Source organism: Bacillus sp. FSL E2-0195, assembly GCF_038003645.1.
GTDB classification, from domain to species: domain Bacteria; phylum Bacillota; class Bacilli; order Bacillales; family Bacillaceae_G; genus Bacillus_A; species Bacillus_A mycoides.
In genome coordinates, this window is sequence record NZ_JBBOPN010000001.1 from 4,054,538 (window position 1) to 4,072,068 (window position 17,531).

General features: G+C 37.1%; 16 protein-coding genes. 2 read left to right on the forward strand and 14 right to left on the reverse strand.

Features of this window, described 5'->3' with window-relative positions:
• Nucleotides 1-50: 50 nt before the first annotated feature.
• The 10 genes from MHH59_RS20835 to MHH59_RS20880 all read right to left on the reverse strand — a co-directional run bounded on the left by MHH59_RS20835 (nucleotide 51) and on the right by MHH59_RS20880 (nucleotide 12,656).
• Complete coding sequence (locus MHH59_RS20835; RefSeq protein ID WP_340852244.1) at nucleotides 51-755, reverse strand: DUF421 domain-containing protein; 705 nt, start codon at nucleotides 753-755, stop codon at nucleotides 51-53.
• 106 nt (nucleotides 756-861) lie between these two features.
• Nucleotides 862-2,040, reverse strand: coding sequence for an FtsW/RodA/SpoVE family cell cycle protein (locus tag MHH59_RS20840; protein WP_033731238.1), 1,179 nt, complete (start codon nucleotides 2,038-2,040; stop codon nucleotides 862-864).
• 340 nt (nucleotides 2,041-2,380) lie between these two features.
• Nucleotides 2,381-3,694, reverse strand: a complete 1,314-nt coding sequence (locus MHH59_RS20845) for a dihydrolipoamide acetyltransferase family protein (protein ID WP_050000321.1) — start codon at nucleotides 3,692-3,694, stop codon at nucleotides 2,381-2,383.
• 15 nt (nucleotides 3,695-3,709) lie between these two features.
• Nucleotides 3,710-4,693: a 3-methyl-2-oxobutanoate dehydrogenase subunit beta gene (gene bfmBAB / locus MHH59_RS20850; protein ID WP_000290070.1), complete on the reverse strand. Its 984-nt coding sequence runs from the start codon at nucleotides 4,691-4,693 to the stop codon at nucleotides 3,710-3,712.
• A 13-nt stretch (nucleotides 4,694-4,706) separates the two neighbouring features.
• Complete coding sequence (gene bfmBAA, locus MHH59_RS20855; protein WP_002167697.1) at nucleotides 4,707-5,708, reverse strand: 3-methyl-2-oxobutanoate dehydrogenase subunit alpha; 1,002 nt, start codon at nucleotides 5,706-5,708, stop codon at nucleotides 4,707-4,709.
• 27 nt (nucleotides 5,709-5,735) lie between these two features.
• Nucleotides 5,736-7,157, reverse strand: a complete 1,422-nt coding sequence (gene lpdA / locus MHH59_RS20860; protein ID WP_002015090.1) for a dihydrolipoyl dehydrogenase — start codon at nucleotides 7,155-7,157, stop codon at nucleotides 5,736-5,738.
• Nucleotides 7,158-7,161: 4 nt separating this feature from the next.
• Nucleotides 7,162-8,265, reverse strand: a complete 1,104-nt coding sequence (gene buk, locus MHH59_RS20865; RefSeq protein ID WP_002088555.1) for a butyrate kinase — start codon at nucleotides 8,263-8,265, stop codon at nucleotides 7,162-7,164.
• An 87-nt stretch (nucleotides 8,266-8,352) separates the two neighbouring features.
• Nucleotides 8,353-9,453, reverse strand: a complete 1,101-nt coding sequence (locus tag MHH59_RS20870; RefSeq protein ID WP_002015088.1) for a leucine dehydrogenase — start codon at nucleotides 9,451-9,453, stop codon at nucleotides 8,353-8,355.
• Nucleotides 9,454-9,488: 35 nt separating this feature from the next.
• Nucleotides 9,489-10,388 (reverse strand): phosphate butyryltransferase, encoded by a 900-nt coding sequence (gene yqiS / locus MHH59_RS20875; protein ID WP_002015087.1) that lies wholly within the window; start codon nucleotides 10,386-10,388, stop codon nucleotides 9,489-9,491.
• A 195-nt stretch (nucleotides 10,389-10,583) separates the two neighbouring features.
• Nucleotides 10,584-12,656, reverse strand: a complete 2,073-nt coding sequence (locus tag MHH59_RS20880) for a sigma 54-interacting transcriptional regulator (protein WP_002129032.1) — start codon at nucleotides 12,654-12,656, stop codon at nucleotides 10,584-10,586.
• Nucleotides 12,657-12,793: 137 nt separating this feature from the next.
• Here MHH59_RS20880 and MHH59_RS20885 point away from each other — a divergent pair, with 137 nt between their 5' ends.
• Nucleotides 12,794-13,027, forward strand: coding sequence for a DUF2627 domain-containing protein (locus MHH59_RS20885; RefSeq protein WP_001190193.1), 234 nt, complete (start codon nucleotides 12,794-12,796; stop codon nucleotides 13,025-13,027).
• Nucleotides 13,028-13,078: 51 nt separating this feature from the next.
• On the opposite strand, the gene MHH59_RS20890 is transcribed toward MHH59_RS20885, so the two are convergent.
• On the reverse strand, nucleotides 13,079-13,807 hold the full coding sequence (locus MHH59_RS20890; RefSeq protein WP_002033957.1) for a glycerophosphodiester phosphodiesterase: 729 nt from the start codon (nucleotides 13,805-13,807) through the stop codon (nucleotides 13,079-13,081).
• Nucleotides 13,808-13,857: 50 nt separating this feature from the next.
• Here MHH59_RS20890 and MHH59_RS20895 point away from each other — a divergent pair, with 50 nt between their 5' ends.
• The gene (locus MHH59_RS20895; protein WP_001247671.1) at nucleotides 13,858-14,004 is read left to right on the forward strand and encodes a YycC family protein; all 147 of its coding nucleotides are present in this window, start codon (nucleotides 13,858-13,860) and stop codon (nucleotides 14,002-14,004) included.
• Between the two features lie 240 nt (nucleotides 14,005-14,244).
• Here MHH59_RS20895 and MHH59_RS20900 read toward each other — a convergent pair whose 3' ends face one another.
• The 3 genes from MHH59_RS20900 to spoIVB all read right to left on the reverse strand — a co-directional run bounded on the left by MHH59_RS20900 (nucleotide 14,245) and on the right by spoIVB (nucleotide 17,479).
• Nucleotides 14,245-14,808 (reverse strand): PRK06770 family protein, encoded by a 564-nt coding sequence (locus MHH59_RS20900; RefSeq protein WP_002167694.1) that lies wholly within the window; start codon nucleotides 14,806-14,808, stop codon nucleotides 14,245-14,247.
• A gap of 297 nt (nucleotides 14,809-15,105) precedes the next feature.
• Nucleotides 15,106-15,900 (reverse strand): sporulation transcription factor Spo0A, encoded by a 795-nt coding sequence (spo0A, locus tag MHH59_RS20905; protein ID WP_002015081.1) that lies wholly within the window; start codon nucleotides 15,898-15,900, stop codon nucleotides 15,106-15,108.
• A 286-nt stretch (nucleotides 15,901-16,186) separates the two neighbouring features.
• Nucleotides 16,187-17,479: a SpoIVB peptidase gene (gene spoIVB / locus MHH59_RS20910; RefSeq protein WP_002015079.1), complete on the reverse strand. Its 1,293-nt coding sequence runs from the start codon at nucleotides 17,477-17,479 to the stop codon at nucleotides 16,187-16,189.
• Nucleotides 17,480-17,531: the final 52 nt, after the last annotated feature.

The following is a 17,531-nucleotide window of genomic DNA, read 5'->3' on the forward strand; positions in this document are numbered from 1 at the left end:
TGTCCACACTATTGTATCATATGTATGAAACGACAAAATGCGTATATTTTTCATTTTTTTAACAAAATATTTATTTTATGTGCTTCATCTACTGTAGCTAACATAATGGATTCAATTTCTGCATTCTTCTCTAGAAATTCTCTCGCCCACTCTTCTGTTTTTCCTACTAAAGCTAGAACATCTTGCTGAATCCTCCCGTCCTTTACTAATACAAAAGAAATTGGAGATCTTCTTCCCGCCACTTTCAGATCAAGCCGCGAAACTGCTTCATATTCTGGATACCGGAATATAGAAACAACACCATTCGCTTCCCACAATGCTAATTTAATCGTTTGAATATCGCTCACATTTCGCATACGAAGTTCCGAAAATAAATATTCCACCGTAATTCTCGCTTTTTTCAAATTGCTAAAATCAATGGAACCATTATGTATAAGAATAATAGGTGCTGGCTCTAAAAAGCGTCTCCATCTATCCCATTTCAACATTAAGACTGAGCTTATAATGTGAAGTACAACGAGTATGAACGTTGTAATCATCGAGCCGAGTAATCCCACTTTTTCATCAGATAATGCGTTAGAAATATTCCCACCAAGCAATAACACTAATACAACATCTAAAAAACGAAGTTGCGCGATGGACCTTTGCCCCATCGCTTTCGCAACTAATATTAAAAATATGTATGCTATGATAGCCCGAATAACCCATTCACTATTAGAAAGATGCCGTGCCCCTTCAAAAATATGCATATGCATCACTTTGCACTCCTTACCCATCTCAAACTGCTACTTTGTTTTAGTTTGCAACGTTTAAGAGCATATATGTAAAAAAGCTGATTCGTTTTTAAACGAATCAGCTTTTTTACTTAACAGAAAACATATACTTTTTATACGTTTTTCGTACGGATAATATGAGACCCATCATAATCATATTCGAGAACAAGGAACTTCCCCCATATGATAAGAACGGTAATGCAATCCCTTTTACAGGCATTAATCCAACGATCATACCGATGTTTTGGAATATTTGAACCGTTAATATCCCAATTGATCCAGCACATAATAATGTACCGAATAAATTATCAGCAGAATAACCGATAATAATTGTTCGATATAGTAGTAATAAGAATAAGAATACAACTAACGCTGCTACGATAAATCCACCTTCTTCGGCAATTGTAGCAAAAATAAAGTCAGTATGCTTCTCAGGGATATAGACGTTCCCTTCGCCAAATCCTTTCCCTTCCATACCGCCACTACCTACAGCTAAAATCGATTGCTGTGTTTGATAACCTTGATCTGTATGTTCAAATGGATCTAACCAACCTAAAATACGTGATCGTTGGTGAGGTTTTAGTAACATAACTAAATTATTAAAGAAGAAATCCTCATACCTTACGTAAATAAATATTAACGCCGATACTATGGTCACCGGAATAGTTGTACATAACGCTATCAATTTCTTCTGAATACCTGACATAAATAAAATACATGCAATTGCAGCAGCATATAAGAATACCATACCTGTATCCGGTTGGCTATATACAACAGCCGTAGGAGGAATAGCTACTAACATTACCTTTCCTATTAATATTAGGTCTGTTTTAAATGTTCGAACCATATACTGTGCATTATGCTTTACTGCTAAATTTGCTACTAACATAACCAGTGCAATTTTGAAAAACTCCGACGGTTGAATAGATCCAATTACCGGAAACCTAAACCATCTTTTCGCCCCAAGTATTTCAGGTGTAAAGTTTGAAACTGGTAATATCTTCAACAAAATAATCGAAGCAAATGTAGCAATATACAATGGCCAAGATAGTTTTTGTAGCTGATCTGAATCAACACTTGCAACAAGAAGTAACATTACAATCCCAATTATGTAGTTAACACCTTGTTTCAGAGCAAAATTCTCAGCCCCATATTGTCCAGTTTGCTGACTGCTATATATAGCAGCTATACTCGTAACACATAATGCAAACAAAATTAATATTAATTTTACATCTAAACTTTTTAGAAACTCGGTACTTCTTTTCATGACATCCTCCTGAAACATTGTTACAGCAAAATAAAAAACCAGGAGTCAACATTCTTCATGTTTTGACGACTGATTACACATTATCTATAAAACACTTATATAGAATAACTCTCTTTTTCATACAATACAATATATTATACTACAGTTTCGTCAGTAAGATTTGCCAAAAAAATTATTCTTTTCTTATTTTATATCTATATACCATATATCAGCAATGTATTTTCGTAAATTTCTAATACATACTCGTTCATTGTAAGATTGCCGGGAAAAGTGTTGTACATATAGTAGGATGCAAATGAAGAAATAAGATGATAAAAAGCTCGCATAAGCGAGCTTTTTATTAATATACAGATGTATTATTTTCTGACGTATTTTCTAAAATTTCTTTTACACGTCCTAAGAACTTACCACAAATTAAGCCATCTAGTACACGGTGATCAAGTGATAAACATAAGTTAACCATGTCGCGAGCACCGAACATACCATTATCCATAATTACTGGGCGTTTTACAATTGATTCAACTTGTAAAATAGCCGCTTGTGGGTAATTAATAATACCCATAGATTGAACAGAACCGAATGATCCTGTGTTATTAATTGTAAATGTTCCACCTTGCATTTCGTCCGCTTTTAACGATTTCGTACGTACTTTTCCTGCAAGCTCTGTAATTTCACGAGCGATACCTTTAATCGTCTTCTCATCCGCGTGTTTAATTACTGGTACAAATAGTTCGTCCTCTGTTGCAACAGCGATAGAAAGGTTAATATCTTTCTTCTGAACGATCTTATCGCCAGCCCACATTGAATTGATTTGAGGATACTCTTTTAACGCTTGCGCTACTGCTTTTACGAAGAAAGCAAAGAACGTTAAATTAAAGCCTTCGCGCTTTTTGAAATCACCTTTAATTGAATTACGGTATGACACAAGGTTTGTCACATCTACTTCAATCATCATCCAAGCATGTGGCGCTTCGTGTTTACTACGTAACATGTTCGCTGCAATTGCTTTACGCACACCTGTTACTGGAATTTCGATATCGCCAGGCATTGTTGGTACAGAAACTGGTTTTACAGCTTCTACTTTTTGTGCTACTGGCGCTGCTTTTGGTGCTTCTGGACGCGCTTCTACTACTGCTACCGCTTCCTCTTTCTTCGCACCTGCTTGCGGAATATTTCCAGATTCCACCAGCTTTAAAATATCTTTACGAGTGATACGGCCATTTGCTCCCGTACCTTCTACTAAATCTAAATCAACATTATGCTCACCTGCAAGTTTTAAAACAGCTGGTGAAAAACGTGGTTTTCCATCAGTTGGTTGTTTTGCTTTCGGTGCTTTTTCAGGCGTAGCTACTTCTGCCTTTGGTTCTTCTTTTGTTTTTTCCTCAACAGCTGTCGCTGCTACTTCATCTGCGCCTTCTACTTGAATAACACAAACTACTTCACCTACAGCTAACGTCTCACCTTCACCAGCGATTAATTCTTTCACAATACCAGTGAAAGAAGATGGCACTTCAGCATTTACTTTATCAGTCATTACTTCTGCAAGCGGATCATACTTGTTTACGTGATCGCCAACATTAACGAGCCATTTACTAATTGTACCCTCTGTAACGCTCTCCCCGAGCTGAGGCATTGTGATATTTTCTACAGCCATGTATAGTCCCCCCGATTAAAATTCCGCAAGTTCACGCATTGCTTTTTCAACTTTATCTGGATTTACCATAAAGAATTTTTCCATTGTTGGTGCATATGGCATTGCTGGAACATCTGGACCTGCAAGACGTGCGATTGGCGCATCTAAATCAAACAGACAGTTTTCAGCGATAATAGCTGCCACTTCACTTATAATACTTCCTTCTTTATTGTCTTCTGTTACAAGAAGAACTTTACCTGTTTTAGAAGCCGCTTCAATAATTGCTTCTTTATCTAACGGATATACCGTTCTTAAATCAAGAATGTGTGCAGAGATTCCATCTTGTGCTAACTTTTCAGCTGCTTGAAGAGCAAAGTGAACACATAATCCGTAAGTGATAACAGTAATATCATCACCTTCGCGTTTTACATCTGCTTTTCCGATTGGTAATACATAGTCATCTTCTGGCACTTCACCTTTAATTAAGCGATATGCACGCTTATGCTCAAAGAATAATACTGGATCTTCATCACGAATTGCAGCTTTTAATAAGCCTTTTGCATCATATGGTGTAGAAGGGATAACAATTTTTAAACCTGGTTGGTTTGCAAACATCGCTTCTACAGATTGTGAATGATACAATGCACCGTGAACACCGCCGCCAAATGGCGCACGAATTGTAACTGGACAAGTCCAATCGTTATTAGAACGATAACGAATTTTTGCTGCCTCAGAAACAATTTGGTTTACTGCTGGCATGATGAAATCAGCAAACTGCATTTCAGCGATTGGACGCATACCATACATTGCCGCACCAATTGCTACCCCAGCAATTGCAGATTCTGCAAGCGGTGCATCAAGCGCACGATCTTCACCAAATTGATCATATAATCCGTGTGTCGCTTTAAATACGCCACCTTTTTTACCAACATCTTCACCTAAAACAAATACTTTCTCATCGCGTTCCATTTCTTCGCGCATTGCTAATGTAATAGCATCAATATAAGACATTACAGCCATGAAACGTTCCCCCCTATTCTGCGTATACGTGCTTCAATGCATCTTCAGGTGCTGCATACGGAGCATTTTCTGCATATTCTGTTGCTTCATTTACGATATGCATAATTTCGTCTAACATTTGTTTTTCAAATTCCTCAGTTAACACGCCAGCTTCTTTTAAATAAGCTGCAAATGTTATAATTGAATCTTTTTTCTTTGCTTCTTCTACTTCTTCTTTATCACGATAAACACGATCATCGTCGTCACTAGAATGTGCTGTTAAACGATATGATACTGTTTCAATTAAAGTTGGGCCTTCACCACGACGGCCGCGGTTTGCTGCCTCTTTTACAGCTTTATATACTGCAAGCGGATCGTTTCCGTCTATTGTATATCCAGGCATACCGTAACCAATTGCACGGTCTGATACGTTTTTACATGCTAATTGTTTTTCAACTGGAATAGAGATTGCGTATTTATTATTTTCACACATGAAAATAACAGGTAGTTTGTGTACACCAGCAAAGTTTGCTCCTTCATGGAAGTCACCTTGGTTTGAAGAGCCTTCTCCGAATGTAACGAACGTTACTAAATCTTTCTTCTCCATTTTTCCAGCTAGTGCAATACCAACTGCATGTGGTACTTGCGTTGTTACTGGTGATGAGCCTGTAACAATACGATTTTTCTTTTGACCGAAGTGACCAGGCATTTGACGACCACCAGAGTTTGGATCTCCAGCTTTTGCGAAAGCAGACAACATAAGCTCTTTAGCTGTCATACCAAACGCTAGTACAACACCCATATCACGGTAGTATGGTAATGCATAATCTTTCTCTCTATCAAGAGCGAACGCCGCTCCAACTTGTGCAGCCTCTTGTCCTTGACAAGAAATTACGAATGGAATTTTACCTGCACGGTTTAATAACCACATACGTTCGTCAATTTTACGTGCAAGTAACATCGTACGGAACATTTCTAATACTTGCTCATCACTTAAGCCAAGCTCTTCATGGCGCTTTTCTTTTACTTCTGCCATTTTTCATAACCTCCTAAATCCACATTTTTATGCGTGTAACGCTCTTCCATCTACAGCAAGTGCAGCTTCACCAATCGCCTCAGATAATGATGGATGCGGATGAATTGTATGTGCTACTTCCCAAGGTGTTGCATCAAGTACTCTTGCAAGACCAGCTTCAGAAATCATATCTGTTACATGTGGTCCGATCATATGAACACCGAGAATGTCATTTGTTTCTTCATCAACTACAAGTTTTACAAAACCGTCTGATTCTCCGTATACAAGTGCCTTTCCGATTGCACGGAATGAGAACTTACCTACTTTTAACTTATAGCCTTTTTCTTTTGCTTCTTGTTCTGTTAAGCCGACAGAAGCAACTTCTGGACTACTATATACGCATTTTGATACCATAGAATAATCAATTGGTGCAACTTCTTTACCAGCGATATGTTCTACTGCAACAATTCCTTCATGAGAAGCAACGTGAGCAAGTTGCAAGCCACCGATTACATCTCCAATTGCGTAAATATGAGATTCCTTCGTTTGATAAAACTCATTTGTTTGAATGTATCCTTTTTCCACAACAATATCTGTGTTCTCTAAGCCCATATTTTGCGTATTCGCTTGTCTTCCTACAGATACAAGCATTTTTTCTGCTTTAAATGCTTTGTTCTCACCGTTATGTTCAGCTTGAATTGTTACTCCATTATCTTTTACCAATGTTTCTGGTAATACTTTTGCACCAGTTACCACTTTAATACCTTTTTTCTTGAATAGACGTTGCATTTCTTTTGAAACGTCATTATCTTCTAGTGGTAATATGTTTTTCGCATATTCTAATACAGTAACTTCTACACCGAAGTCAGCAAGCATAGATGCCCACTCAATACCAATTACACCGCCACCAACGATAATGATTGAGCTAGGAAGCGTTTCCATTTTTAGGGCATGATCCGAAGACATTACATACTCTCCGTCTAACTCTAATCCTGGTAATGAATTTGGACGAGAACCTGTTGCAACAAGTACATTTTTTGGAATTAACATTTCATTCTCTTCTCCACTTGCAAGTTCAACTGAAATTGTACCTGGCATTGGAGAGAAAATAGATGGGCCAAGAATACGGCCAATACCTTCAAACACATCAATTTTACCTTGTTTCATTAAATGCTGAACGCCTTTGTGAAGCTGCGTTACAATCTTCTCTTTACGCTCTTGTACTTTAGCAAAGTTTAGTTCTACATTACTTGCAATAACTCCGAACTCTTCTCCTTTTTTAGCAGTTGCGTATACTTCCGCACTACGTAAAAGAGCTTTACTAGGAATACATCCTTTGTGTAAACAAGTACCACCAAGATTTTCTTTTTCAACAAGTGCAGTTTTTAACCCTAGTTGTGATGCACGAATAGCAGCAACATATCCACCAGTACCGCCGCCAACGATGACTAAATCATATTCTCTTGCCATTATCTCAACCCCTAGCTACTGTTTGTTTTTCTCGTACAATATATTCTTTTGGAGCTTCTTCTTCACGTAATACACGAAGTGCTCCTTCTGCTAACGCTTGTAATTCATCTTCTCCTGGATGTACGATAACATCTGCAATCCAGTGAACACGTTCTTTTATTTCATCGACAAGAATTTTACTGTACGCAAGTCCACCAGTTAATACGATTGCATCGATTTTCCCGTGAAGTACAGCACTAGCTCCGCCAATCTCTTTTGCAACTTGATACGCCATTGCTTTATAAATAAGGGTTGCTTCAGGATCACCTTTTTCAACCATTTGTTCTACTTTAATTGCATCGTTTGTACCGATAAGACTTACAAGTCCACCTTGTCCGACAAGTTTTTTAACCATTTCGTCTCGGTAATACTCACCAGAAAAACACATTTCAACTAATTGTCCTACTGGTACTGTACCAGCACGCTCTGGACTAAATGGTCCTTCTCCGTTTAAGCCATTATTAACATCGATAACTTTTCCTTTTTTATGAGCACCAACTGTAATACCACCACCCATATGTGTAACTAATAAATTTAAATCCTCATATTTGTGATTTAATTCATCTGCTACTTTACGAGCAACCGCTTTTTGGTTTAATGCATGGAAAATACTTTTACGTTCCATACCAGCAATACCGCTAATACGAGCAATCGGTTCCATTTCATCTACAACGACAGGATCCACAATGAATGCAGGAATGTTTAATCCAGAAGCGATTTCATATGCTAAAATGCCTCCAAGGTTTGAAGCGTGATGACCGCTAAACCCATTTTTTAAATCTTCTAACATCGCATCGTTTACTGTATACGTACCGCCTTCGATTGGACGAAGTAATCCACCACGCCCACAAACAGCGTTTAATTTTGAAATGTTAATACCATGAGAATGTAGAACTTCTAAAATCGTTTCTTTACGAAACTCATATTGGTCGATAATTCGCTTATATTTTCCAATCTGTTCTACGTCATGACGAATAGTTTCTTCTAGAACGGGTCTTTCATTATCAAAAACACCAATCTTTGTGGATGTACTACCTGGGTTAATAACAAGAATTCGATTTACAGACAATGTTGCTACCTCCACTAATAAATTTAAAAGGAAGTGGAAACCTCATAAGAGGTAACCACACCTTTTGTAAAAGTTATATATGAATGATTAGCGACGGCTAATAATGTCGTGACCGTTGCGTAAGTATGTGCTACGAGAGTTTTTCAAGCTTGCAATGCGCTCTTCAGCTAGACGATCTGCTGCAACATAAGTTGCTATGCCATCGCGTTTTGAAATTTCGATTACTTTTGCAATTGTGTCATAAATAGACTCAACACGTTTTAATGCACGTTCTCTATTGTATCCATATAATTCGTCTGCTACGTTAATTACGCCACCTGCATTAATAACATAGTCTGGTGCGTATACAATACCCATTTCATGAATAAGGTCGCCGTGACGATCTTCTTTTAATTGGTTATTTGCAGAACCTGCGATTACTTTTGCTTTAAGTTGTGGAATAGTTTCATCATTAACTGTTGCGCCTAATGCACATGGTGCGTAAATATCACATTCAACACCGTAAATTTCATTTGGCTCAACTGCTGTTGCACCGAATTCTTCTACTGCACGTTGTACAGCTTCTTTATTAATATCTGTAACGATTAATTTTGCTCCTTCAGCGTGTAAATGTTTGCATAGGTGATATGCTACATTACCAACACCTTGAATAGAAATTACTCTTCCTTCTAGGTTATCTGTACCAAATGCTTCTTTTGCAGCTGCTTTCATACCACGGTAAACACCGTATGCAGTTACTGGAGATGGGTTACCAGAAGAACCGAATGATGGTGAAATCCCTGTTACAAAATCAGTTTCCTCATGGATAATATCCATATCATCTACTGTTGTACCAACATCTTCAGCTGTAATGTAACGTCCGTTTAGTCCTTGAATGTAGCGTCCTAATGCACGGAACATCGCTTCGCTTTTATCTTTACGTGGATCACCGATAATTACTGTTTTTGCACCACCTAAGTTTAAACCAGCTGCTGCATTTTTGTATGTCATCCCTTTTGCAAGACGCAATGCATCTTCAATCGCCGCTTCTTCAGAATCATATGTCCACATTCTTGTTCCACCAAGAGCTGGTCCAAGTGTTGTATCATGGATTGCAATGATTGCTTTTAAACCAGATTCTTTATCTTGACAAAATACCACTTGCTCATAATCATATTTTTCTAAGTATTCGAAGATTTCTAATGTCATTGTCGTTTCCCCCTAATTGTTTTACCCTATTTGGTTTATTTTGAAGCAGTCGCAACTGCCAATGCTAATGAATATACTTTTGTTTCTGCTGAATCAGCACGTGATGTTAAAACAATCGGTGCTTTAGCGCCAGCAATCATCGCTCCTACCTTTGCATTTGCAAAGTAGACGAGTGATTTATATAGCACATTTCCAGCTTCAATCGTTGGGACGAGTAAAATGTCTGCCTTACCTGCTACATCACTTACTATGCCTTTATGTTCTACTGCAATTTGTGATACTGCATTATCTAAAGCAAGTGGTCCATCAACGACACAATTTTTAATTTGTCCGCGGCGATTCATTTGAGTTAACATCGCTGCATCAATTGTCGCTTGCATCGCAGGATTAACAACCTCTACCGCTGCAATTGGCGCTACCTTTGGCAAATCAATTCCTATTGCCTGGGCAACTTCTACAGTATTTTGTATAATAGCAGCTTTTTGTGTTACATCAGGTGCAATGTTCATCGCTGCGTCTGTAACAAAAATAAGACGATCGTAATTTGGAACTTCAAACGCTGCAACATGTGAAAGCACGCTGCCCTTACGAAGTCCCCACTCTTTATTTAATACAGCTTTCAAAATATTTGCTGTTGGGATGTTCCCCTTCATTAGCACATCTGCTTCGCCATTGCTTACAGATTTAACAGAAAGTTCTGCAGCCTCAGCACTTGACGCTGCTGCAATCACTTCAATATGTTCTGAAGTTTGTAACCCATGCTCTTGTAGCATCCCTATTATTTTCTCTTGATTTCCATATAGACGAAATTGAGCTAGCTGTAACTTGATTGCTTTCGCTACAGCTTCAATTACTTCATGATCTTCAGCTACTGCTACAGCCACAGTTTTTTTAGGCTGTCCTGCTGCTTGATCAATTAAGTGTTCTAACTTCATATTTTGTAATCAACCCTTTCCGTCGTCCCTCGTCTATTCATTAAGCAAATACCGTGCCAACTTTCAAAAGTGGTCTTACCAATAATGAAAACGCATTCAAAATGCAGTAAAATCAATACTTTGAAAAACAACGAAATATTCTGTCTCGTTTTGTCGCTTTTTGTATACCATGCAATAAATTGCACGGTATGCAATTTATTGCATGCTATTTTTTGCGCAGTCATACTTTTCTAGCTTGTAATATAAGTTTCGAACTGAAATTCCTAACGCTTTTGCAGTCTTCGTTTTGTTCCCATCAAATTTCTCTAAATATTCACGGATAATATTCCCCTCAAATTCTGTCACTAGGTGTTCAAGGGCCTTCTCTTCTAATTCAGGTAATAAATTATTTTGTTTCGTCTCTACTTGTTCTTCTTTATGTAAAGGCGGTAAATGATGTACATCAATATATATTTCGTTATAATTCATAAAGATAATAGCTCGTCCTAAAATATTTTCAAGTTCCCTAACATTCCCTGGCCATTCATATGATTGCAAATACGAAACGGCTGAATCGGTGAGTCCTTCTACATTACGACCATAATCTTGATTAATTTTTTGAATTAACCTTTCTGCAATCGCTGGTATATCTCCTTTACGCTGACGAAGGGAAGGAATTTGAATCGGGATTTTATTTAAACGATAATATAAGTCCTCTCTGAACTCTCCTTCTAGAATGCCCTTTTCTAAATTCACATGTGTTGCTGCAATTACTCGGACATTAATAGGTATCGCTTTCGTTCCCCCTACTTTCACAATTTCTTTTTCTTGTAGCACACGAAGGAGCTTCGCTTGCGTATTTGCAGATAACTCTCCGATTTCATCTAAAAAAACACTTCCATTATTCGCTTCTTCAAAGAATCCTCGTTTCCCGCCTCTTTTCGCTCCAGAAAACGCGCCTTCCTCATAACCGAATAATTCACTTTCTAATAAGGTCTCAGAAATAGCAGCACAGTTTACTCGTACAAACTTATTGTATTTTCGATTACTACTGTTATGAATAGCGTGTGCAAATAACTCTTTCCCCGTACCAGACTCCCCTCTAAGCAATACTGTTGCCGGTGTATTCGCTCCAAGTTTTGCTTGTTCAATAGCTGCCGTCGTTTCATCTGAATCACCAACAATATCATCAAATGAATATTTTGCTTCTAACGTTCGAATAATTTGTCTTGCCCTATTCAATTCATTTGTTAACTTTTGAATTTCTGATACATCGCGAATTACCCCGACGCTCCCTTTCAATATTCCATCGACAATAACCGGTGCTACGTTTACAATTACATCTCGCTTTTTTTGCCCAATCTTCATATGTATTCCTCGTACCGCTCGGCGCGTCCGAAGTACTTTCATATGCATACTTTCACCTTCCACAATATCAGTTGTAGCCGGCTTCCCAATAATTTCTTCTTCAGTCAAACCCGTTAACTTCGTATAAGCAGGGTTTATAACTAGTCCTCTTCCTTTCTCATCAACAACCGAAATTGCTTCCTCAGATGAGTTAATAATCGCCTCAAGTAGCGTTTGAATTTCTTTTAAGTCTGTAACTTCTTCCGCTAAATCTACAACTTCTGTAATGTCTTTAAAAATCGCAAACGCCCCTTGAACCTCTCCACCTTCTTTTAATATCGGAATACGCGTTGTAATAATCTTTTTTTCATTCTCTAACGTCAGTTCATGATTCACTTCTATTTTTTTCGTGCGTATAATACGAAGCAACTTACTCGTTGGAATAACTTCTAAAATATATTTCCCTATTGCTTCCTCTTTTTTATATCCAGTAATACGCTCTGCGCTTTTATTAAACAGACGAACTTGTCCCTCTTGGTCTATAACAATCATACCGTCATGCGTTGAATTTAAAATTAAATTCCCTTGTTGCGTCTGTTCTTCTAGCTTTCCAATTAAGCTTTCCTTCTCATGCGCTAGTCTCGTAACAATTTTTGCAATATCCCCTGGTATAAGAAGGGTGTCTTTATGCTTGCTTCCCAATAAAACTTTATGTAAATCATAATCACCTGTCATATCAAACATTACATCAATATGCATAGAAAGAAACGGAGTTACACTATCACCAATCGGAACCCCATATTCCTTTGCGATTTGTAATCCTTTCGCAATTGGATTACTATCAATAACTCCTATAATTTGAAATATATTCGAATTTTGCAACAGACTCAGCAGTGTACTCCCACCTTCACCTGCTCCAACAATTAACACATTTTGTTTCATACATTACACTTCCTCTCGAAGTATCTCTGCAAAATTTTTCACATTCTTATCTTACTCGTTCAGCAACCTCTTGACAAACCCCCATTCCATATAACATCATTAAAATACACAAAATAATCTGAAAAGGAGCGTTATGTATGCAGCGTTACCTCGCTCTATTATTAGCACTCATCCCCATTTCATTAGCCGTGCTTGGTATTAAACTAATGAGAGATACTGTATTTGGGATTTTGTTCTCCCCAATCCCTATATTATGGTTACAATTTTTAATCGGCGCTCTTTGCTTCGCACTCGGGTTTTATATCTTCGGCGGCTTCGTCTTACACAGAGATCGTAAGAGAAATAAAGTACAAGCACGCTTCAGAAGATAAAACAAAGTTTTCACATATCATAAATAAAAAATGAGACCATTATATTAGGTCTCATTTTTTTATCGGTAATAAAGTTCTTGCTGTTTCAGGATAATCAGTAATAATCGCTGATATATTCATATCAAAATATTTACGCATAAGCGTTTCTTCATTTATCGTGTAAGGACGAACCTCCACACCACTTCCCATCGTTAATTCAGCGATAGCATCTTGAAGATAACGATAATTCGGATGTACTGCAGTAGCACCCATCTTTTTTGCATATGCCCACGGGCTATGCAAACCTTCACGATACAAAATAGCTGTTTGAATATCAGGAGCCATCATATGACATCGCTTCATACTGTAGTGATTAAAAGAAGAAAACACAATCCGATCCTCTAGACTAAACTTACGTACAAGTGTTATAACCTCTTCTTCTAAACCTCTGTATGGGATTTTATTATTTTTCAGTTCAATATTGAGTAGCAATTTCGTTTTTGCGAGCCATTCTAACACCTCTTCTAGAAGAGGTATTTTGCAAAAACCTACTTTGTCACCGAATTTATAACTCGCATCCAACTTACATAAATCCTCATATAAATAATTTCGAACCGCACCTTTTCCATTTGTTGTCCGATCCACCGTTTCATCATGAATAACGACAACTTTTCCATCTTTCGTGAATTGAACATCGAGTTCAATTCCATCTGCCCCGAAAGCCTCTGCTGCTTCAAATGAAATCATTGTATTTTCCGGATACGTTCCCGCCGCACCACGATGCGCAAATATAAGAGTCATCCTCACTCCCCCAATCTTATGCTATACTATACGAAAAAGGAGGTACTTCTATGAGACCATTACAAATTTCTCCAGACACTGCAGTCCGCCTATCAAAAGCGTTAGGTGTTCCACTTGAACAACTTATGCATATGCCACAGCATATTTTAATCCAAAAGTTAGTTGAATTAGAAAAACAAAATAAAGACGAAGAATAATATAGTCCTGTTTTGCAGGGCTTTTTATTATTATCTATTATATCATGGATGACTTCCCCGCTAAAATCCTTTAACAGATGTACTACGATGCGATTTAGCCTTTACTTCATCATTTAATAATGAATTATATATCTTCTTTTTTGTTACAAGTCATAAAGAAAGCAGAATATTTATTCACAAGTCACCATTGCCCCCTTAAAGCAAGGTAATAAAAAAACTAGAAGCCCTTCATATTATTTTTTATTGAATGTGCGGAGTATCCCCTGATTCGTATAGTTCTTTCGCTTTTTCCTCCCCGAATGTAGTTAAAATATAATGTTGCTCTTCTACCGCATCCATCGCTCTAGTGGCTTTACAAACATTACCCTCTTGAGCATCCGAGAAAAAATTGTGATCTTCTACAATTTTACTAAAATCTTTTTTCGCCCATCTATCAGCAATTGCTACAAGCTCATTTTTCTTCGCAAAACTACTCTTATTTATGATTTTTTTTAATTTTTCAGCGTTATTTTGAATCATTGGGATGGATCCCGATTTTCGTTCTGCCACTACTTTTTGATGAGTCATGTGATACATCGCTGTAATGACTTCGCTTTCAGTAGAATTTTCAGTAACATACACATCAACAAAGACTCCATCTACCTCTCTACCTACTATCGTTGGGTCTTCTTTTTTATCTATTTGAGCACTCACTTCTTTATCTACTGGATTATCGGCAAGCTCTAACATTCCAAATGTAACTGCAACAGCAAGAACTCCCATAGCTGCTACTATTCCTAGCCAAGTTAATATTTTGTTTTTCATTTTCCTTCTCCCTCTGTATACCTATTTAATTACCTTAAAAAACTCACTTATATGTAATATTACTAAAAACAGGTTTTATTTTCCATAATATCAAACAACCCTTTTTATCTACCCAAATAATTTTGATAAAATCGATATCACTTCTCCCTCTTTTTCTCAACAAAATAAAAAGACCAACGAATTCTAAAATTCATTGGTCATTAAATAAAAGTTTATTGGTTTTAAAATTGATATCGAGTATAAATTTCAAGAATTATTAAGCTCTACTAAAACTTAAATCCCTTACTACTTTTCCTCTCAGCTAGCCTTATGTTCAAGTCTTAGCTTATCCGCAACCATTGCGATGAACTCAGAATTCGTAGGTTTTGCTTTTGACATGGATACAGTATAACCAAATAAGGACGAAATAGAATCAATATTCCCACGGCTCCAAGCTACTTCAATTGCGTGACGGATTGCGCGCTCGACACGGCTTGCTGTTGTATTATATTTCTTTGCAATATCTGGATATAATACTTTCGTAATAGATCCTAGTAATTCGATATCATTGTACACCATAGAGATTGCTTCTCGTAAGTACATGTACCCTTTAATATGAGCGGGTACACCAATTTCATGAATGATACTTGTAATACTCGCATCTAAGTTTTTCGGTTTTCCATCGATCGTTGTTGCTGATCGGAAAGATGGTAATGGACGTTTAATAGTAGCACTTTCCTTACCACTAACTTGACGAATATGACTTGTTAAATTCTCCATATCAAATGGTTTTAATATGAAATATGATGCCCCTAAATCAACCGCTTTTTTCGTCACATCTTCTTGTCCGAATGCTGTCAACATAATAACGCTAGGTTGTCTTAACCTTTCAATATGTCGCATTTTCTCTAGCACAGCTAGACCATCTAAATGTGGCATAATAATGTCTAAAACGAGTATATCAGGCTGCTTTTCTTTCAATAAGTTTAAACATTCTTGACCATTGTAAGCAATTCCGATAACTTCCATATCATCTTGGGCAGCAACATAACTCTCTAGCATCGATACCAATTCTTTATTATCATCCACAAGACATACTTTAATTTTCTCCACAGTTTTTCCTCCCTTACCGAATCGATTCTTCCGACATGTGTAAGCTTCTAGGCTACATGAATTGTTCGACAATTGTGTGAAAATTCCCTTTAAAGTTTCTTACTTTCCGATAAAATCACAAAAAAATATGTTTATCGTTCATTTTTTTACTTTCGCAACACATTCCATCATAGAATTACAGCGAAACGTTCAACCCTTTGCTTATATCTTACAACAAAAAACAGCTCTTGCGGAGCTTTTACAAAATTTCAACGAATTTTTCAAAAGAAAAGCGAGCTAATATGTATTAGCTCGCTTTTTTCTCTTGATCATAAATATTAATTCCAGCCTCATGTAACATCCATTCAATATGAACACCGTATCCTGACGTTGGATCATTTACAAATACATGTGTAACCGCACCAATTACTTTCCCATTTTGTACAATCGGACTTCCACTCATTCCTTGTACAATACCACCCGTTTTTGCTAGTAAACGTTTATCTGTCACTTTTATAACCATACCTTTTGTAGCCGGGAACTTTTGTGGTACCGTACTAACAACTTCAATATCAAACGCTTCCACCTTATCTTGATCAATAACTGTTAATATTTTCGCTGGCCCTTCTTTTACTTGATGGGATAATGCGATAGGCATTGCTTTATCCATTATGCCGTTTGTCATATCTGTGTTTAATTTCCCAAAAATACCATACGGGCTATTTATTGTAATATTACCAATCACTTCACGATCCGGTGAAAATCTTGCTAATTTTTCTCCCGGGTTCCCGTGACTTCCTCTTTCAATAGACGTTACTGTCGAACGCATAATTTGTCCATCTTCTACTTGAATTGGCTTTTTTGTATCATTATCGGAAATTACATGACCAAGCGCTCCATATTTCATGGAATCTGGATGTACGAATGTCATCGTTCCGATACCAGCTGCTGAATCACGAATATACAGTCCAATTCGGTAAGAGGATTCACCATTGTCTTTTTGTGGTGTTAGCTTAGCACGAATATATTTTCCATCTCTTAATAAAACAAGATTAAGCGGTTCACCTGTTTCTCCACTATTATGAATAAATGGTGCTACATCACTCATTCTTTCAATTGTTTTACCATTGATTTCAGTAATCATATCTCCAATCTGTACACCAGCTGTTTCACCAGGAGATACTTTACCCTTTTCAGTTTGAATTAAATGATGGCCTACAACAAGTACACCTTTTGTGTTCAATTTTACACCAATCGATTGTCCACCTGGAATAACTTTAAAATCTTTTAATACTTTCACATTTACTTTTTTCACTGGAAAACCAGCAAGTTGAAACACCATATCAGCTTCACCATTTTGGTGAGAATTTACCATAAGTTCTTGTTCATTTGAACTTACAGTAAATACATTACGATTTGTAGATGCAGCCTTAAAAACTGGTAATGATGCTATTTCTGATTGTTGTCCTTCAAAAACAACAAGTTGCTTCGGAGATGAAATAAACGTTCGAAGCGGTTTAAAACATCCAATAAAAACTAGAGAAACAAGGAGACAAAGACCTATTATTTTTCGAAATCTTTCTAATTTCAATTTGTTCACTCTCCTCGCTCCTACCCCACATTCAGCCTCTTGGCTTCACTTTTTAATCTCT